At 64.8% G+C, this 16,952-nt stretch carries 19 protein-coding genes and 2 pseudogenes; 10 read left to right on the forward strand and 11 right to left on the reverse strand.

Translation table 11 applies throughout. The annotated features are described in order from the left end of the window. Window positions 1–123 (forward strand): type II toxin-antitoxin system RelE family toxin (locus ABFT43_RS22135; protein ID WP_347962416.1); only part of this gene is annotated, 123 nt, incomplete at its 5' end. 108 nt (window positions 124–231) lie between these two features. After that, window positions 232–609 (forward strand): annotated as a pseudogene (locus ABFT43_RS22140) (transposase); the annotation flags it as partial. A gap of 198 nt (window positions 610–807) precedes the next feature. On the opposite strand, the gene ABFT43_RS22145 reads toward ABFT43_RS22140, so the two are convergent. The 4 genes from ABFT43_RS22145 to ABFT43_RS22160 form a co-directional block, all read right to left on the reverse strand. After that, complete coding sequence (locus ABFT43_RS22145) at window positions 808–1,530, reverse strand: ABC transporter ATP-binding protein (protein ID WP_347962406.1); 723 nt, start codon at window positions 1,528–1,530, stop codon at window positions 808–810. Beyond that, window positions 1,527–2,318: an ABC transporter ATP-binding protein gene (locus ABFT43_RS22150; protein ID WP_168703757.1), complete on the reverse strand. Its 792-nt coding sequence runs from the start codon at window positions 2,316–2,318 to the stop codon at window positions 1,527–1,529. The genes ABFT43_RS22145 and ABFT43_RS22150 overlap by 4 nt, the downstream gene beginning before the upstream one ends. Before the next feature lie 144 nt (window positions 2,319–2,462). Beyond that, window positions 2,463–3,689: an ABC transporter permease subunit gene (locus ABFT43_RS22155; RefSeq protein ID WP_312029317.1), complete on the reverse strand. Its 1,227-nt coding sequence runs from the start codon at window positions 3,687–3,689 to the stop codon at window positions 2,463–2,465. Continuing rightward, on the reverse strand, window positions 3,596–4,075 hold the full coding sequence (locus ABFT43_RS22160) for an ABC transporter permease subunit (protein ID WP_347962417.1): 480 nt from the start codon (window positions 4,073–4,075) through the stop codon (window positions 3,596–3,598). The genes ABFT43_RS22155 and ABFT43_RS22160 overlap by 94 nt, the downstream gene beginning before the upstream one ends. On the opposite strand from ABFT43_RS22160, the pseudogene ABFT43_RS22165 reads away from it, so the two are divergent. After that, window positions 3,992–4,522 (forward strand): annotated as a pseudogene (locus tag ABFT43_RS22165) (IS3 family transposase); the annotation flags it as partial. The gene ABFT43_RS22160 and the pseudogene ABFT43_RS22165 sit on opposite strands and share 84 nt — an antisense overlap. Window positions 4,523–4,593: 71 nt before the next feature. Here the strand turns inward: ABFT43_RS22165 and ABFT43_RS22170 are convergent. From ABFT43_RS22170 to ABFT43_RS22190, 5 genes are read right to left on the reverse strand one after another with little or no spacing between them, the layout of a single operon-like run. Then, a complete protein-coding gene (locus tag ABFT43_RS22170) occupies window positions 4,594–5,352 on the reverse strand; it encodes an SDR family NAD(P)-dependent oxidoreductase (RefSeq protein ID WP_347962407.1) in 759 nt (252 codons plus the stop codon). Between the two features lie 56 nt (window positions 5,353–5,408). Beyond that, window positions 5,409–6,020, reverse strand: coding sequence for a TetR/AcrR family transcriptional regulator (locus ABFT43_RS22175; RefSeq protein WP_168703176.1), 612 nt, complete (start codon window positions 6,018–6,020; stop codon window positions 5,409–5,411). Between the two features lie 33 nt (window positions 6,021–6,053). Further along, entirely contained in the window at window positions 6,054–7,331 is a 1,278-nt protein-coding gene (locus ABFT43_RS22180; RefSeq protein ID WP_312029281.1) for a cytochrome P450, read from the reverse strand. Further along, window positions 7,301–8,431 carry a thiolase family protein gene (locus ABFT43_RS22185; RefSeq protein ID WP_168703175.1) on the reverse strand — a complete coding sequence of 377 codons (1,131 nt, stop codon included), beginning with the start codon at window positions 8,429–8,431 and terminating at the stop codon, window positions 7,301–7,303. Before ABFT43_RS22185 ends, ABFT43_RS22180 begins: the two co-directional genes overlap by 31 nt. Beyond that, window positions 8,428–8,820: a Zn-ribbon domain-containing OB-fold protein gene (locus tag ABFT43_RS22190; protein WP_347962408.1), complete on the reverse strand. Its 393-nt coding sequence runs from the start codon at window positions 8,818–8,820 to the stop codon at window positions 8,428–8,430. Before ABFT43_RS22190 ends, ABFT43_RS22185 begins: the two co-directional genes overlap by 4 nt. Before the next feature lie 184 nt (window positions 8,821–9,004). On the opposite strand from ABFT43_RS22190, the gene ABFT43_RS22195 reads away from it, so the two are divergent. Genes ABFT43_RS22195 through ABFT43_RS22225 form a run of 7 tightly spaced genes read left to right on the forward strand, consistent with a single transcriptional unit; the run spans window position 9,005 to window position 15,348 of the window. Then, the gene (locus ABFT43_RS22195) at window positions 9,005–10,111 is read left to right on the forward strand and encodes an LLM class flavin-dependent oxidoreductase (protein ID WP_168703173.1); all 1,107 of its coding nucleotides are present in this window, start codon (window positions 9,005–9,007) and stop codon (window positions 10,109–10,111) included. An 8-nt stretch (window positions 10,112–10,119) separates the two neighbouring features. After that, window positions 10,120–10,881, forward strand: coding sequence for an SDR family NAD(P)-dependent oxidoreductase (locus ABFT43_RS22200; RefSeq protein ID WP_347962409.1), 762 nt, complete (start codon window positions 10,120–10,122; stop codon window positions 10,879–10,881). A 7-nt stretch (window positions 10,882–10,888) separates the two neighbouring features. After that, window positions 10,889–11,767 (forward strand): SDR family NAD(P)-dependent oxidoreductase, encoded by an 879-nt coding sequence (locus tag ABFT43_RS22205; protein ID WP_347962410.1) that lies wholly within the window; start codon window positions 10,889–10,891, stop codon window positions 11,765–11,767. A gap of 35 nt (window positions 11,768–11,802) precedes the next feature. Continuing rightward, on the forward strand, window positions 11,803–13,173 hold the full coding sequence (locus tag ABFT43_RS22210) for a phenylacetate--CoA ligase family protein (protein ID WP_347962411.1): 1,371 nt from the start codon (window positions 11,803–11,805) through the stop codon (window positions 13,171–13,173). Next, window positions 13,170–14,186 (forward strand): PDR/VanB family oxidoreductase, encoded by a 1,017-nt coding sequence (locus ABFT43_RS22215; protein WP_347962412.1) that lies wholly within the window; start codon window positions 13,170–13,172, stop codon window positions 14,184–14,186. The genes ABFT43_RS22210 and ABFT43_RS22215 overlap by 4 nt, the downstream gene beginning before the upstream one ends. Beyond that, window positions 14,183–14,722, forward strand: a complete 540-nt coding sequence (locus ABFT43_RS22220) for a flavin reductase family protein (RefSeq protein ID WP_347962413.1) — start codon at window positions 14,183–14,185, stop codon at window positions 14,720–14,722. The genes ABFT43_RS22215 and ABFT43_RS22220 overlap by 4 nt, the downstream gene beginning before the upstream one ends. Continuing rightward, entirely contained in the window at window positions 14,719–15,348 is a 630-nt protein-coding gene (locus ABFT43_RS22225; RefSeq protein ID WP_168703168.1) for a 3,4-dihydroxy-2-butanone-4-phosphate synthase, read from the forward strand. The genes ABFT43_RS22220 and ABFT43_RS22225 overlap by 4 nt, the downstream gene beginning before the upstream one ends. Before the next feature lie 170 nt (window positions 15,349–15,518). Here ABFT43_RS22225 and ABFT43_RS22230 read toward each other — a convergent pair whose 3' ends face one another. Both ABFT43_RS22230 and ABFT43_RS22235 read right to left on the reverse strand, forming a co-directional pair. Further along, entirely contained in the window at window positions 15,519–16,094 is a 576-nt protein-coding gene (locus tag ABFT43_RS22230) for a PIN domain-containing protein (RefSeq protein ID WP_347962414.1), read from the reverse strand. Between the two features lie 12 nt (window positions 16,095–16,106). Further along, window positions 16,107–16,649: a helix-turn-helix domain-containing protein gene (locus ABFT43_RS22235; RefSeq protein ID WP_347962415.1), complete on the reverse strand. Its 543-nt coding sequence runs from the start codon at window positions 16,647–16,649 to the stop codon at window positions 16,107–16,109. Window positions 16,650–16,952 lie beyond the last annotated feature (303 nt).

Consider the following 16,952-nt stretch of genomic DNA (forward strand, 5'->3'; position numbering starts at 1 on the left):
GACCTCGAAGGCCTCCACAGCGCACGCCGCGGCGACTACCGCATCCTGCTACGCATCGACGACCCCAACCACACCATCGTCATCGTCAAGATCGACCACCGCGCCCACGCCTACCGCACCTAACTGATTCCGCCACAACACATGGGACTGTCTGAATAACGGTGGGTGGGGTCTGGCCTGATCCGTGAGGAGATGGCCGTGGCTGACACGACCGAATTGTTGGACGAGGCGATGATTGATCCCGTGACTGGGGAGATCATCGATCAGAAGGAGCTTGCGGAGCGGTTGCTTGCGCAGGCCAAGGAACAGGGCGTGAGCCTGACCGGGCCGGGTGGCCTGCTCAGTCAGCTCACGAAGAACGTCCTCGAGACCGCGCTGAACGCTGAGTTGACCGAACATCTCGGTCACGGGCACGGCGGGACCCCGATCGGCGAGAACATGCGCAACGGGACCCGTGTGAAGACGGTGCTGACCGAGATCGGGTCGGTCGAGATCGAAGTCCCCCGGGACCGGGACGGCTCCTTCGAGCCCGTGATCGTGCCCAAGCGGAAGCGACGGCTGGACGGTGTCGATCAGATCGTGCTGTCGCTGACTGCCCGGGGCCTGACGGATCGATCCTGGAACGGCGACGACGACAGCGGCGCGACGAAGCCGACATTGATCGTGTCGGAGGTGTCCTCCGACGAGCACGCCGTCAGCAGGCCCGCGGCGACGGCCAGGGACGCCACCGCGGCGACGGGGAGTTTGATTCTGAACATGGATGTGCCACTACTACTTTCTCGAAACGGGACGCACAGGCGAGTGCGTTCAGGGATGGAGGTAGGTGTTCTCGACGTCACTGGTCTGTGCGGCGAGTTCGTCGGTGCTCAGGTCGAGTACGGTCCGGCCCTCGGACAGCACGAGCGTGCGGTCCGCAATGGCCAGAGCGGTCTCGACGTGCTGCTCGACGACCACCACGGCGAGCTGTCGACGGGTTGCCTCCTCCCGTACGACCCGGGCGATCAGCCCGCGGACGGCGGGGCTCAGCCCGAAGGTCAGTTCGTCGAGGAGCACCACGCGGACGTCGCGCAACAGGGCGCGGCCGACAGCCGCCAGTTGCTGCTGACCGCCACTGAGGCTGCCCGCCGGGACGTCCCGGCGTGACCCCAGCTGGGGAAACAGTCCGAAGAACTCGTCGGCGTCGATCCTGGCGAGTGCCAGATTCTCGGCGAGTGTGAGACTCCCGAACAGCGATCGGCCCTTCACCACCAGCGACACGTGTTCCCGGCAGCGTCGATACGGCGCACCCGAAAGCTGGGTGCCGTCGACCTCGACGGTGCCACGGTCGGGCGTCACGAACCCGGAGATACCCAGCAGTGCGCTCGATTTCCCCGCTCCGTTGCGCCCGATGACGCAAGTGACCTCACCGGGTTGCACATGCAGATCGAAGTCCCAGAGACCTGCGCCGTTCCCGTAGTCCACGGTGAGGCCGGACACGTTCAGTCCCTCGGCTCGGACCGATGTCGACGTACCGACCGCTGCGGCGGTCATACCGGGACTCCCGCAGTCTCGAGTTCGACATCATCCGGTTGCTCGCCGAAGTAGATCGCGCGGACCTCATCGCTGTCGAGCACCTCGGTTGTCGGACCGGACGCGACCACCTTGCCGTCCTCCAGGATGTAGACGAGGTCGCAGACGGCACCGATCACGTCCAGGTTGTGTTCGACGAGGAGGATCGGCAGACCGTCGTGATCGCGGAGCGTCGTGATCGTGTCGACCACGGCGTGCCGCGCATCGAGGCTCAGCGCTGCTGCCGGCTCGTCGAGCAGCAGGACCTGCGGTCTCTGCGCCGCAGCACGGGCCAGGTTGACGCGGGCATGCCAGCCGAGGGACAACTGTTCGACGCGACTCGTCCGGTACCTGGCCAATCCGTGTGTCTCGATGACGCGTTCGACCGTCTCCAGCGCGGCGGCCGACGGCCGGCCGAAGCGGAACAGGTCGCGCGCGAGGATCTTGCGCACACCGATCTCGGCCGCGCACAACAGGTTCTCTTCGACGGTCAGGTCCTCGAACAGAAGGTAGTCCTGAAACGTGCGGGTGATCCCGACTCGCGCCCGGCGAGCCGCACCGAAGCGGTCGACCGCACGACCGTCGATCGAGATCGTGCCGGCGACCGTCTTCTGATACCCGGTGATCGCATCGATCGTGGTGCTCTTGCCCGCCCCGTTGGCGCCGAGCAGACCGACCACCGTTCGTGGCGGGACGGTCAACGAGACATCGGAGAGGATTCGGTGCCCGCCGATCTCGACCGACAGGTTCCGAACTTCAAGCTGTGGCATCGACTTTCCTGTTCTCTCGACCCGGCTCGCCGCCGGGGACGGGCGGATCGACCACATCGTCCCGAACACGATGACGCCGCAGTCGGTCACGAAGGCGGAGATACTGACCGACCACCCCGTCCGGTTCGGTGGTGAGTATCCAGATCATGTTGGCCGCGAAGAACAACGACAGCCAGTCGTTGATGTCCGGTGTGTGAACGACAGCAGATTCGACAGCAGCCCACCCGGCGCGAATGCTCCCGCCAGCACGGCGCCGGTCAGATAGCCTGCCCCGGCGAGGATGACGAACGCGATGAGGGCCAGGGACTCGGAGTAACCGAACCCTTCGAGACGGATGTCTCCCTTGGAGATGAATCCGCGCTGGATGGCGAACAGCACTCCGGCGAGCCCCCACAGCGTCGAGGAGACGACCAGACCGATCAGCTTGGATCGAGCCGAGACGATGCCCAGCGCCGCCGGGAGCCGTTCGTCCTGCCGCACCGACAACACGTAGCGGCCGGTGGCCGACGAACGGAGATTGGCGACGAGAACCAGCGCCAGCAGCAGCACGATCCAGGCGACGACCGCGAAGGCGTGCGGGTCGGTGATGTTGCTGATTTCGATGCCGAACAACGACGTGTCACCGATCGTCCAACCGGTCCGGCCGTTGAAGAACCAGTCGACGGAGAAGACGACCGTCTGCAGGATCGAGGCCATCGCCAACGAGCCGATCGTCACCTCGTACACCTTGGCGTTGACGAACAGCACACTCAGCGCCAGAGCGACGACGACGGCCGTCGCAAGCGCGGCGAGGGCCGAGAGATACAGCGACGCACCGGAATGGCTGACCGCGCCGAAGACGATCATCGTTACCCCGGCGACGCCGAGCGGCAGTGCGTTGACCTGTCCGGTGTAACCGGTGGAGACGACGATCCCGAGGGCGACGAGGCCGAAGATGGCGGTGAGACTGAGCGCGTCGACCACCGTTCCGGCCGCGGTGAAGATCGTCACCAGGATCACGACAGCCCCGGTCACCACCCACGGCCAGCGGATACGTCCGCTGCCGACGTGGAACACCGCCTTGACCTCCCGGGTTCCCCGCGCCATGTCGGTCCGTGCGATGAGCAGCAGGACGACCAGGGTGACCACGAACGGGATGGCCCGCGCGACCTGCGCGTTGACGAGGCCGGTCACCAGACCCTCCAGGATTCCCGCGCCGACCCCGACCAGCAGGGCGACCGGGAAGCTGGTGAAACGCGCAGCGAGCGCCGCTCCCAGTGCGGGTACCAGAAGGGTCGTCAGCGATGTCGGCGACAGCTGGGTGATCGGCAGCACCAGGATGGCGCTCGTTGCGGCGAGGATGCCGGCCAGACCCAGGCGACCGATCCACACAGCCGGGGGTTGAGACCGATCGACTGGGCGCCGAGGTCGGTGTCTCGCAGCGCAGTGGTGATGTGCCCGAACGAAGTTCGTGTGAACAGAAGGTGCAGTGCGATCGTGGCGAGGATCGCGACCGCTGCGAGCAGGAGACTTATCGACTGAACTCGGACTCCGGCGACCTCGAATCCGCCACCGACGAGGAACGGTTCGACGGTCTCCTGGTGGTTGGTCCAGATGATCCGGACGATCGCCTCCAGGACGAGCATCAACCCGATGGTGATGAGGATCTTCGTGATGGCCGGCGCGTGTGCCAACCGCTCGCCCCATCCACCTACTATGCCCACAAGCAGCGTGGCCTGGTCTCGGCAGCGATGCTCGAGGAGGCCTACGCCGCTCATGCCGTCTACCAGCAGTTCGAGAAGAACCGCGGTGTGTACGGGGTGCGCAAGATGTATCACACGATGTGGCGCGCCGGTCACGTGATGGGTCGTGATCAGGTCGGCCGGCTGATGGGGATCTGCGGCATCTCCGGTGCTGTACGCGGCAGCCATCGCACCACCACGACCCACCGAGACGATAGGGCGCCACGATTCCCTGATCATGTTGAACGACAATGGGATACACCGACACATCCGGATCAGTGGTGGGTGGCCGACTTCACGTATGTGTGGACATTGGCGGGGTTTGTCTACGTCGCGTTCCTCGTGGATGTGTTTTCGCGACGCATCCTCGGGTGGCGAGTCATGGCGAGCAAGCACACACCGTTGGTGACGAGTGTTGTCGAGCAAGCGTTGTTCGCCCGCCGCCGATCCGGATTCGACTTCACCGCAACCGGTTTGGTTCATCAAGATCCACACCGCAGTCATCGATGTCAACGGGCACACGATCGTGCAGCAGCCCCGGGCTGGTGCAGCGACTACCGCGGCGCCATCCTGATCGCTCCATCCAGTCGGATGGTCTCGCCGTTGAGCATCGAATTGCCGACGACGTGCTCGACGAGCGCCGCGTACTCGTCGGGGTCGCCCAGTCGGCTGGGATGCGGGACCTGGGCAGCGAGCGAGGCCCGGATCGCGTCGGACAAGCCGTCCAGGATCGGGGTGTGGAACATCCCCGGTGCGATGGTAACCACGCGGATCAAGTCCCGGGCCAGCTCGCGAGCCAGCGGCAGCGTCATCGACACCAACCCGCCCTTCGACGCGGCGTATGACGTCTGGCCGATCTGACCGTCGTAGGCGGCGATCGAACTGGTCGTGATGATCACGCCCCGCTCGCCACGAACCTCGTCGGTGCGGGCTATCGCTGCGGCCGCGAGTCTGATGACGTTGAAGGTGCCGATCAGGTTCACCTCGATGACTCGGCGAAACCGATCCAGATCGACGGGCTCTCCGCCGGCCAGGATGCGGGTCGGATCGCCGATGCCCGCACAGTTGACCAGGATTCGCGGCGGCCCAAGCGATGCGGCCTGGTCGATGGCACCGGCGACGGCGACCGGATCGCAGACGTCCGCGCTCACGTAGGTCAGGTCCGGACCGAGCTCGGAAAGGGAGGTGGGAGCACTGGCCGGGAGGTCGATCACGACCACCCGAGCTCCTCGCGACTGCAGCCGCGCTGCGGTCGCACACCCTAGACCGGATGCGCCGCCGGTGACTACAGCAACGGAACCGTCGATATCCATGGTGCTCTCTATCTCGCCCGGCAGGACTGCCCGGCGGTGTTGGGAACTGTCTTCGGCTAATCCCTCAGCATGTGGGCGATTCCGCCGCTCGAGTGCAGGCCGCCGAGTGCAATAGCGAACAGATCATCAGCGATGGCCTGATCCCGCTCGTCGTGATGCGGAACAAACCAGTGCTGCATCCAGTCGAGAATGCCGATGATCGCCCGCGCCGCCACTCGCGGTTCTGAGGAGATGTTCAGTTCGCCGCGTTCCACGCCTTCGGCGATCAGGTCCTCGACCATGCGGATGTACTTGGTGTCGAGCTCGGCATAGGCGCCGAATTTCTCGGACAAATCGGAACGGCCGATATTCCGCAAATAGACAAAGGCGGCCGGGTAGTGATCGCAGAAAACACGGACCTGCATCTGGAACAGTCGCTGAAGACGATAGGCGACCGAGTGGTCGGTATCTGCTTTGAGGATGGTCAGCTCTTCGAGGATTCTCTTCGCCGGCTGCTCGATCACAGCGAAGAGCAGTTCCTCTTTGTTCTGGACGTAGTTGTAGATACTGCCCTTGAGGATGCCGACACGCGCCGCGATATCTTCCAGCGTTGCACTGTCATATCCGCGAATCCGGAACTCCTCGCCGGCAGCTTCCACTACCTCTGCCCAGCGGTTGGGGCGGGCCATGCCATCTCCTCGCGATCGGTAGGGGAAGTCTGACTAGCTAGGATCGTAGCGCGCTGGAAACGCCGACATTCCGCGCGTCAAAAGGGTCGGTGACCACACGCGCGGCGCCTCGGGATCCGGTGCGAGGTTGCACAACCGGTCGATCGCCGCGGGCACCGCGATCGACGTTTCCAGACGCGCGAGCGGCGCGCCCAGGCAGAAGTGCAGACCGGCGCTGAAGCCGAGATGCCGACCCGGAGGCCGGGTGACGTCGAAGGAATTCGGCTCGACGAACATGTTCGGATCGCGATTTGCGCTGGATAACACAATGAATATCCGGTCACCGGCACGCATCTGCTTGTCGTGCCACACCACATCCTCGGTCACCAATCGGACGACACTCTTCGCCGGTCCGTCGAACCGCAACAACTCTTCGACGAGTGCATTCAAACTAGCGGGATCGTCTCGATTGATATGGCCCTGTTGCTCCGGATGCTCCAGCAGGGCCGAGATGCCGTTTCCGATCAGATTGGTCGTCGTCTCATGGCCCGCGAACAGCAGCAGAACACCGGTCGAGATCACCTCGTCGTGGCTCAGTGAATCGTTGTTGTCGCGCGCCGCGACCAACGTCGAGATGAGATTGTCCGACGGCAACTTCTCGTGCTTCTCGACCATCGCCGACAGATAAGTCGTCAGCTCGTGGATGCCTTCGGCTCCGCGCCGATGACGATCCTCATCCTCGAGGCTTCCGAAGACCACGCCGGCGATCTGATCGGACCAGTCCTTGAACTTGTCGCGATCCTCGACCGGCACGCCGAGCATCTCGGCGATCACCGAAGCCGTCAGCGGATAGGCGAAGTCGGCGATGAGGTCGATCTTCCCGTCGCCGCGCTCGATGGCCTGGTCCAGCAGCTGGTCGGTGAGCTGTTCGACGAACGGTTTGAGCCGCCCCACCGACCGCGGGGTGAAGGCCCGACTCAGCAGGCGGCGCAGACGCGTGTGGTCCGGCGGATCCTTGAACACCATCCACCCGTCCAGGACCTCGAAGGCTTCCCGCAGAAGCGGGTCGGTTCCGGACCTGCTGAGCACCCGCTCGCGATAGGGGGTGATCCGGTTGGACGTGAAGAGCGGCTCACGCAGGGCGTCGGACACCTCCGCATAAGGGGTGATGAACCAGGACCGATACTTCTCGCTCCAGTGAACGGGATCGTTGCGACGCAGATCGTCCAGGAACGGATACGGGTCGGCCAGCGCTTGGGGACTGAGCAGGTCCACCGGGTTGATCGGACCGTTTGAGGAATTCATCGCTTCTCCAGAATCGTCATCACGCACGAGTTCCCATCCAAGACAGAGACCCCGCCGCCCATCGTTTCGACCAGGCCGAGTCGGGCGCCGTCGACCTGTCTGCCGCCCGCGTGCCCGCGCAGCTGCCAGACCACCTCGGCGATCTGAGCTAGTCCGGTGGCGCCCAGCGGGTGACCGCGCGAGAGTAGTCCCCCCGAGGGGTTGACCGGCGTCGAACCACCCAGGGCGGTGTCGCCGCGCTCCACGGCCGCACCGCCGCCTCCGATCGGTGCGAGGCCGATCGCCTCGGTGGTCACGATCTCGCCGATCGTGAACGCGTCGTGCAGTTCCACCAGGTCGATGTCGTGGACCGAGTCGATCGCCGCGGCATCGAGCAGTTCGCGGGTGGTGTCGTGGACGATGTCGTAGCCCCACACATTCGGGGAGGCGTGATCCCACACCCGCCCGCTGCGAATGGCGGCACCGCGGACGACGACCTCGTCGGGCGCGCCGGTCGCGGCGGAGAGAACAGCCGCAGCGGCCCCGTCGCTGCCCGGGCAGCATTGCAGGAGGGTCAACGGGTTCGAGATCATCCTCGATGCGAGGACCTCCTCGGCGGTGATCTGCTTGGTGAACGGGGCCAGCGGGTTGTGCTGGGCGTGGGTCCGGTTCTTGACGGCGACCGCGGCCAGTTGGTTCTTGGTCACCGCGCCGTCGTGGAGATACCGGGATGCGCTCATCGCGTAGAGTGCCGGCATCGCCAGTCCGATGGCTCCCTCGGGGTCGGTCGCTTCCGGCGTGATCGGGCCGTCGAAGGTCGTGCTCATCTGCTCGATACCGAGAGCGAGCACCCGCCCGTACCGCCCGGCGCGAACAGCTTCGTGCGCCTCGATGAATGCCGTTGTTCCACTGGCGCAGGCATTTTCAACGGTGATGATCGGTACCGAGGTGACCCCGACGCTGCGTAGGACGCGCTGGGCGACGCCGGGTGGGCCGAACACCGTCCCCACCCACACCGCATCGACGGATCCGACGCCGGCGTCGTCGAACGCCGCACGCACCGCTTCGGCGGCCAGGTCGGTCAGTGCTCGCTCGGGCTGCCGGCCGAGTCGGGATACGCCGACGCCGAGGATCGAGACCGTGCTCATCGCTGCACCCCGTCCACCTGCAGGTTGTCGTCCGTGGTGGAACTGAGCGTCACCCGGTCGCCGATGCGCAGGGATGGCTCGCCGCCGCCGATGAGGGCAAGCACGCGGGGGCCGTCGTCGAGGTCGACGTAGGCCAGGCCGTAGGGCGGCTGGTGGTTGCCGATCGCCAGGTGGACCGTCGTCGTACTCCAGACCACGCCGGTGCCGGCGTACTCCGCGGGAACCAGCGGGCCACCGCACTTCGGGCAGCGACTCCACCGGTAGGCCACTGCGTGGTCGCAGGTGCCGCACCGGCTGCCGAGCACGGACGCAGACCCGTTGGGGGCGACGGAGATTCGCGGCCGCGGATCTCCGCTGACCTGGGTGATGGCATCGCTGGAAGTGGTCACAGCGACACGGTAACAGCATGTGTGGTTGGTTAACAACCATCGAGCGTAAACCAGATATTGCTACGTGACCTGCGGTTACTTGGGAAACGCTTGACAGGCAAACGTGGCATACGCCACTATCGGCGACATCTTAACCAAATGTAAGTCTGGTAAAGCCAGGCGATGCAATCCAGAGAGGTCTGCAGTGAAGTTCGGTCTGTTTGCTATGCCAGAGCATCCCCCCGTCGAAAACTGGACGCTGTCGTACGACCGCGACATCGACAACATCGTCTACGCAGAGAAGCTCGGTTTCAGTGAGTACTGGATCGGCGAGCATCACAGTGGTGGCTTCGAGAACGTCCCGATGCCGGAGCTGCTCCTGGCCAAGGCGTCGGCGCTTACGAGCCGCATCCGCCTCGGGACCGGCGTCATCAACCTGCCCTACCAGGACCCCTTCCAGGTGGCCGAGCGGATGGCCTTCCTGGACCATCTGACGCACGGCCGGTTGGAGTATGGATTCGGCGGTGGCGGTCTGCCGACCGATCAGGCGCTGTTCCAGCTCGATCGCGCGGAGGCGGCGCCTCGGACCAGCGAAGCGCTGGAGATCATCTGGCAGCTCCTGACCTCCAGCGATCCGGTCACCTACAAGGGCGAGTACTGGGACTACGAGAACCGCCAGCTACAGGTGGGCCCGTACCAGGAGGTCCCACCGTTCGCCATCGCCGGCCTGACCGGCACGCACAACTACGCCCGCTGCGGCGCCAAGGGGTGGAAGGCGCTTAGCGTCTACTTCGCCCCCACCGACAACAAGGGCTATCCGCACGCGCCCGACCTGGCAGCGCACGCCGATGCTCTTACCAAGGCAGCCAAGGACAACGGACTCGATCCCGATGAGGCGCGCCAGAACTGGCGGATCACCCGCGAGGTCTACGTCTCCGACAACAAGGACCAGGCGATGGCCGAGATCCGCGAGGGCGTGCACCGCTCATACGAGTACCTCCTCGGCCTCGGTCTGGGAGCGCTCATGAAGAAGGACGAGGCAATGCCCGACGCCGAACTCACCTTTGAATGGATGGCCGAGGAGATCCCCTGGATCATCGGATCCCCGGAGGACTGCATCCAGCAGATCCGCGACCTCGAGGAGCAGACCGGCGGGTTCGGCACCTTCCTGATCAATCGTCGCGACTGGGTGACCACCGACAAATGGAACCGCTCGCTGGAACTCTTTGCTCGGTATGTGACTCCGCAGTTCACCAAGCGTGAAAACATGGCTCGGCGTGAGCGCCTAGCCAACGTTGCGCTGGGGAAGTGAGTAAGAGAATGGACAGGTTTAGCGGCAAGGTTGTCATCATCTCTGGCGGTGTGCAGGGAATCGGCCAGGGCTTGGCTCTTCGCCTCGCTTCGGAAGGCGCCAAAGTGGTGATCGGGGATCTGCAGGCCGATACGACGACCGTCGATCTAATCGCCGACGCAGGCGGTAGCGCTGTACAGGTAGAAATGGATGTTCGCACTTCTGATGGCTGGGAACGGCTGGTCAAGGAGACCGTAGCGACGTATGGCGCGGTGGACGCACTTGCAAACATTGCTGGGGTCACCAACACCCTGGGCCCCGACACCGTCGTCGACCTCGACGAGGCTGGCTGGTCATACGTCGTGGACACCGATCTCAAGGGGGTGTGGCTGGGCATGCGGGCGGTCATTCCGACGATGGTGGAATCCGGGAAGGGCGCCATCCTCAACATTGCTTCGATGGCTGCACTGAAGGGGCTGGAAAACTTGGCGGCGTACTCGGCGGCGAAGGGCGGCGTGGTGAGCCTCACTCAGCAGGCGGCGATGGAGTACAGTCCGCGCGGAGTGCGGGTGAACTGCATTTGCCCGGGAACCATTGACACTCCCATTCTGGCCAATACCACTGACAGCATGAGAGCCAATTTCATCGCTGCACATCTGATTCCGAGACTTGGCAAACCGGAGGATATCGCTGCGGCCGGCGCGTTCCTACTCAGTGACGACGCTAGCTTCTGCACCGGTGAGGTGCTGCCAGTAGACGGTGGGTGGAACGCCCGAGGGAGTGCGGGGTAGCGATCCGATGGACGTGCGAAATGAAGACTACCTGACTCAGGCTGCACTCATCGACACCGCAGAATTTGCTGGCAAGACTGCCCTGGTCACAGGCGGGGGCAGTGGGATCGGCAAAGCAATTACTCGCCGACTGCTCGACGCAGGTACCAACGTCGTCGTCCTGGACGTCGATGCCGACAATATCGCTGCGGCCTCGGTAGAGCTGGGCCGAAGCCCACAGCTGTGTTGGGTCGAAGGGTCGGTCTCGATCAAGGCAGACGTTGAGCGAGCCTTCGCTGCCGCGCAGCGATACGGCACCGTTCATTTCCTGGTGAACAATGCTGGCACTGCTTCGCTATCGTTAATCCAAGATTGCTCGGAAGCAGAGTGGGACCTTATTGTCGACACTCTCCTTAAGGGGACCTTCTTGTGTACCCAGGCCTTCATTAAGCAGTCGGTGGATGCCGCAGAGGGTGGTGCGATCGTTAACATTTCTTCGCTGAATGCGATAGCGGCGACCGACGGGTTGGGACACTACTGTGCCGCCAAAGCCGGGGTCGCGCAGTTCACGAAGGTAGCGGCCGGAGAGCTAGGCCGCCACGGAATCCGGGTGAATGCCATTGGACCAGGAACCGTAGACACTCCGCTTGGTGCCGGGTTCACCGTGGGCCAGATCGGTCAGGAGTTCCTCGACCGGACGCTGATCGCGCCTCCGCGCCACCAGCACGCGATGGACATCGCCGACGTGGCGATGTTTCTACTGTCGCCATTGGCCGGTCGTGTCACCGGCCACTTCATACCTGTCGACGGCGGTCAGCATGTACGCGGACTGCACTCTTATTGGGATGTCGCCTTGGCGCAAGGACTAGTCGTCTCACCCGACAAGGGCGATGCCGTCGATGAATAGACAGAGTCAGAACTACAGACGAAGGGGCCAGTGAAATGAGGCAGCCTGGGGAAACCGTCTACCCGCGGTTCTGGGACGAGAAGCGTGAGACCGCCGACGCGGCATCCCGGCGCGCAGCCATTCTCAATCGCATCCACCACCAACTTCACAACGTCTACGAACAGCTGCCCTTCTACCGAAACCTGTACGACGCCCAGGGTTTTCACCCCGACGACGTCAAGTCGCTGGACGACTTCACCGCCAAGGTGCCGGTGATCACCAAGAGTATGCTGGTGGCCGATCAGGCGGCGAACCCTCCGTTCGGTAGCTACACCCGGGACTTCCCGAGCTCGGAGATCGCCCGGATCCACGGGTCGTCCGGCACGTCGGGAACACCGACGATGTACGCGGTCTCGCAGAAGGACTGGGACCGCGCGGCCGAGGTGCACGCCATGGCTCAGTGGTGCGCCGGCGTCCGCCCCAGCGACACCGTGCAGATCGGTTTCCCATTCGGCCTCTTCTTCGGCGGTTGGGGCGTGCTGCAGGGCGCCGAGCGGCTCGGCGCGACGGTGTTCCCGCTGGGCGTGACTGACTCCGAGAAGCACATCGAGATGCTGCTGCGACTCGGCACCACGGTGTTCACGGCGACTCCCTCCTATTGCATGCACCTGATCTCGGTGGCCGAGGGGATGGGAATCGACCTGCGCGACACCGCAGTTCGACTCCTCATCACTGGCGGCGAACCCGGCGGCAGCCTGCCGGGCACGCGCCAGGCACTGGCCGCGGGGTGGGGGGCGACCGTCGTCGACGCCGGCTCCACGTCGGAGATGTATCCGTTCCAGACGAACGTCGGGTGCGAAACCGGCACCGGCACCCATCTCATCAACGACGAGGTCTACGCCGAGGTCGTCGACCGCGACGACTTCACCCAGCAACTGCCCGCCGGGGAGCGCGGCGCCATCGTCTACACGCACCTGTGGCGCGAGTCCCAGCCGATGATCCGCTTCGCTCCCGGCGACGAGACCTACGTCGACGAGGGGCCGTGCGTGTGCGGACGAACGTATCCGCGGATGCCCGAAGGGGTGCTGGGGCGGCTCGACGACATGCTCGTCATCCGCGGTGCCAACATCTATCCCAGCGCGATCGAGAATGTCCTGCGCGAGTTCCCGGAGCTGGACGGGGAGTTCCGTATCAACGTCTTCCGCACCGGGACGATGGACGAGATCTCGGTCGACGTGGAGCGGTCGCCGGACGACGCGGGAGCCGGCGTCACGCTCAGGGATGACGCCCTGATCGATCGGGTGCAGGCGCTGTTGAAGAGTCGCATCGGCATCCGGATTCCCGTCGCGCTCGTGCCGGTCGGAACCTTCGAGCCGACGACCTTCAAGGCCCGGCGCGTCGTCGACACCAGGGAACAGTGGGTATGACGGTGGCACCCCTGGATACGACGACGGCGGACCCCTCCGCAGCAACCGCGTCCGGATCGAATTCTGCGGGCGAGTGGATCGACGTGCAGGTGGCGTCAGTGGAGCATCCCGCTCGTGACGTGGTGCTCCTGCGTCTGCGCAGCGCTGACGGGACGGCCTTACCCGCGTGGACTCCGGGTTCGCATGTCGACGTGGAGTTGGAGCCGGAGACCATCAGGCAGTACTCGCTCTGCGGTACTGCGGGCGACGACGAGTGGAGTGTCGCGGTCCTCCTCGAACCGGACGGTCGGGGCGGGTCGCAGCTCGCCCACCAGCTGGCCGTCGGCGATCGGGTCCGGGTACGAGGCCCGCGGAACAACTTCGCGCTCGCGCCCGCCGAGCGCTACGTCTTCATTGCCGGGGGCATCGGGGTCACGCCGATCCTTCCCATGATCCGCGAGGTGCACGCCCGCGGTGCGCAGTGGACTCTGCACTACGGCGGGCGCACCCGCGATCGGATGGCCTTTGCGGGCGACCTCGTCGAGCAGTACGGCGAGAACGTCGTCGTGTATCCCGAGGACGAGGTCGGACGGATCGACATCTCCGGGATCATCGACGGCGCCGACGGGGATACCTTCGTCTACTGCTGCGGGCCGTCGGGCCTGCTCGACGCGGCTGAGTCGGCAGCGTCCGAGCTGGGGTGCGGCACGCTTCGCGTCGAACGGTTCCACGGCGACGGCCAGGGCGCCACCCGTCCGGGCGATGTCGCCTTCGACGTCGAATGCTCCATCTCCGGCATCACCGTGACCGTCGCGGAGGACGAGACGATCCTGGACGCGCTGGAACGAGTCGGCGGCGTCGTCATCGCCTCGTCGTGCCGCGAAGGAACCTGCGGAACGTGTGAAGCAGGCGTGCTCGAGGGAGTGCCGGACCACCGCGATTCCATCCTGACCGCAGAAGAATGCCGTGCCGGCGATGTGATCATGACCTGCGTCTCCCGCGCCCAGTCTCCCAAGTTGGTGCTGGAACTATGAGTGCCGACAACGCGGGTGGCGGGGACGTGCTCGGTGGGGAGAACCGCTTCGACCCCCAGCACCTGCGCTCGGTGTTCGGCGCCTACCCCTCCGGAGTCGTGGCGCTGTGCGGCATCGACAACGGCGAGCCGAACGGCATGGTGGTCAGCACCTTCACCTCCGTCTCGCTGGCGCCCCCGCTGGTGTCGGTGTGCATCCAGAAGACCTCGCAGACCTGGCCGTCGCTCCGCAGGCTGCAGCGCGTGGGCGTCTCGGTGCTCGGCGCGCACCACACGTCGGCCTGCCGGTCGCTGTCGTCGAAGGACAGTGACAGGTTCGACGGCGTCGGCTGGACCACGCACGACGGTGACAGCGTCCTCATCCACGACTCCAGCGCCTGGATGATCACCTCGGTCGCCAATGAGATCGAGGCCGGCGATCACCTGATGGTGCTGCTGGAGATCCACGCGATGGACATGGATCCGACGATCGAGCCACTCGTCTTCCATGCCAGCGGCTATCACCGTCCCACCCCTCTCACGAAAGGTGTCCGATGACCACGACATTGACGCAGCGACCGAGTTCGAAGACCTGGCGAGACGACCTCGCCATCGTCGTCGACGACCTTTCCGATCAGCGTGGCGGGGCCCTCGTGCTGCCCGCGGAGTTCGCCACCACCGAGAGCATCGCCTTCATGGTCCGCTACACGAGTGGCTTTCTCTGCGTGGCGCTCACCGAGGACAACTGCGAGCGCATGATGCTGCCGCTGGTCTACGGCTTCGCGCACTCCCGGTGCCCCGGTCAACGCGTGGCGGTGGACCTCTGCGACAACGGCACCGGCATCTCCGCGGCGGCACGCGCGCGGACGATCCGAGCCCTGTCCGACCCGGACTCGTCGCCCGTCGACTTCACCCGCCCCGGGCATGTCGTCCCGGTCAGCGTGGGCGACGAGGCTGAGTTCACGATGACGCAGGGCGCGGTCGCGCTGGCCCTCAGCAACGGCGCGCATCCCGCCGCGACCTACGCCTGGGTGGTGAGCGCGAACTGCGACGACGGTCTGGCGCGCGCGGCCGAGCTCTACGCGCTGGCCGACGAGCACGGGATCGCCGTGGTGAACCTGTCGTCGTTGCAGGCGTGGTGGCCGACGTTCGCATCGAGCGGGATCGACCGGAGGGCTCAGTGACCCGGAGACGGTCCGCGCTCATCACGGGTGCTTCGCGCGGCATCGGCGCCGCCATCGCCAAACGGTTCGCCGAGCAGGAGCTTGTGCGTCAAGCGCCGCTATTCTACTTCGACAAGTGTCACTTGACATAATTACTATTATTGGTTGCACGCCAACGACTTTCGTTGGATCTAGCTCGCGGCGGCTCGGATCATCTCAACGGCGTCGACCATGCCGTATCGCCGCTCCAGTACTTCGAGTACATGCTCGAGGGTTTCAGGAGGGTTGGTGCGTCGACCAATCATCGTCCGCAGCGCACGGACCGCAGCGTCGGGCGAGACCGCTACCGTGTCAGCAACAAACACAGGTGGTTTGATCACCTGAATCTGAGCGGGCACTTTCCCCTGGGGGAGGTCTGAGATGTTGTTGGACACAATTGCCTCGGCACCACCGATGACAGCTGCTGCCACGAGGTGCTCATCGTCTGGATCCGGGAGGCTAAATGAACCGTCGAGCACCTCCCAGCCAACGACACAGGCATCGTCGAACGCAGCTGCCATCTGCTCTACGAGGTGCGCTGCTCGTGCCGCGGCGTCTTCCGGATCGGCGCCGCGGTCAACGAGTTTGCGTGCCTCGTGGAACTCGAGTTCTTCGAGGATCGCGTCCGACCACAGGGGGCGATATAGGTTCTCAGCTGCGAGTGAGAGCAGAACGTCTCGCTGGAGGCTCGGCCACAGCACACAGGTGTCGAGAACGGCTACGAACATGGGTCGATTGTGTCAGCCAGCTCTTTTCGCTGTCTTGCGACGTGCTGCAACTGCTTTACGGGCCTCGCGCAGCTGCCGTCGGATCGCCTCTGGGTCATCCTCGACGTTGATAGGCACCGACGTCGCCGCGATGGCGTCGTATTGCCGTGTCCGACGGGCATCCCGGTAGGCAAGCACGTCGTCAAGAAGCAGCCGATGCCGATTGCCAACCCGCTCGGCAGCGATCTGTCCGTCGTTGATCAACCGGACGATTGTAGGCCGACTCACGCCCAGCAGGTCGGCGGCTTGCTGCGTCGTGAGGGTCATGCTCTGCGGCGCCACGGTGACAGCTCGGCCCTGAGACATTGCCTCAACTACCCGCTTGAGGACCTGATGAAGGTTCTCCGGCAGCTCGATTCGATCGTGCTCGTCGACCCCGACCAGGGCGTATGAAGGCTGGGCAGTAGCCCCCGCTGACCGTTCATGGGCTTGCAGGAAACTCAGCACCGGCGCAAGCTGCTCAGCATGCTCGGGCAGGAACGTCTCAGAAGCGAGCGCCTGGGTTTGCGTTGCCATGCCGAACCACCTCACTATGCGAACAGAACGAAACACCTTTCGATACGTTCGAATATGCCAGATCGTGTTGGAAAAGTCCACTCCGGCCACTGGGAGATGGCCGCCGCGCACGATGGTCACCGCTCGTCGAGGAGCCTGTCGAGTGCTGCTTCCCAAAGGCCGATCTCGGGAGGCACTAAACCTCGATCCACCGATGAGCCTTCGGCGGGTGGCGTCGGCGTGATGGGCGCGGCGTGATCGGCTGCGGGCAGGGGTGAGTTCCGGGCGTCTCATCCCGGTTGTCCACTTCGTTCTCGGTCGTGC

The sequence above is a fragment of the Gordonia aurantiaca genome (assembly GCF_039939235.1).
Taxonomy (GTDB): Bacteria; Actinomycetota; Actinomycetes; order Mycobacteriales; family Mycobacteriaceae; genus Gordonia.

Coding starts and splice junctions, on each gene's coding strand:
- ABFT43_RS22150 (WP_168703757.1), bottom strand. CDS start 2,318: ATGCCACAGCTTGAAGTTCGGAACCTGTCGGTCGAGATCGGCGGGCAC.
- ABFT43_RS22145 (WP_347962406.1), bottom strand. CDS start 1,530: ATGACCGCCGCAGCGGTCGGTACGTCGACATCGGTCCGAGCCGAGGGA.
- ABFT43_RS22215 (WP_347962412.1), top strand. CDS start 13,170: ATGACGGTGGCACCCCTGGATACGACGACGGCGGACCCCTCCGCAGCA.
- ABFT43_RS22230 (WP_347962414.1), bottom strand. CDS start 16,094: ATGTTCGTAGCCGTTCTCGACACCTGTGTGCTGTGGCCGAGCCTCCAG.
- ABFT43_RS22160 (WP_347962417.1), bottom strand. CDS start 4,075: ATGAGCGGCGTAGGCCTCCTCGAGCATCGCTGCCGAGACCAGGCCACG.
- ABFT43_RS22185 (WP_168703175.1), bottom strand. CDS start 8,431: ATGAGCACGGTCTCGATCCTCGGCGTCGGCGTATCCCGACTCGGCCGG.
- ABFT43_RS22235 (WP_347962415.1), bottom strand. CDS start 16,649: ATGGCAACGCAAACCCAGGCGCTCGCTTCTGAGACGTTCCTGCCCGAG.
- ABFT43_RS22220 (WP_347962413.1), top strand. CDS start 14,183: ATGAGTGCCGACAACGCGGGTGGCGGGGACGTGCTCGGTGGGGAGAAC.
- ABFT43_RS22170 (WP_347962407.1), bottom strand. CDS start 5,352: ATGGATATCGACGGTTCCGTTGCTGTAGTCACCGGCGGCGCATCCGGT.
- ABFT43_RS22200 (WP_347962409.1), top strand. CDS start 10,120: ATGGACAGGTTTAGCGGCAAGGTTGTCATCATCTCTGGCGGTGTGCAG.
- ABFT43_RS22175 (WP_168703176.1), bottom strand. CDS start 6,020: ATGGCCCGCCCCAACCGCTGGGCAGAGGTAGTGGAAGCTGCCGGCGAG.
- ABFT43_RS22205 (WP_347962410.1), top strand. CDS start 10,889: ATGGACGTGCGAAATGAAGACTACCTGACTCAGGCTGCACTCATCGAC.
- ABFT43_RS22210 (WP_347962411.1), top strand. CDS start 11,803: ATGAGGCAGCCTGGGGAAACCGTCTACCCGCGGTTCTGGGACGAGAAG.
- ABFT43_RS22225 (WP_168703168.1), top strand. CDS start 14,719: ATGACCACGACATTGACGCAGCGACCGAGTTCGAAGACCTGGCGAGAC.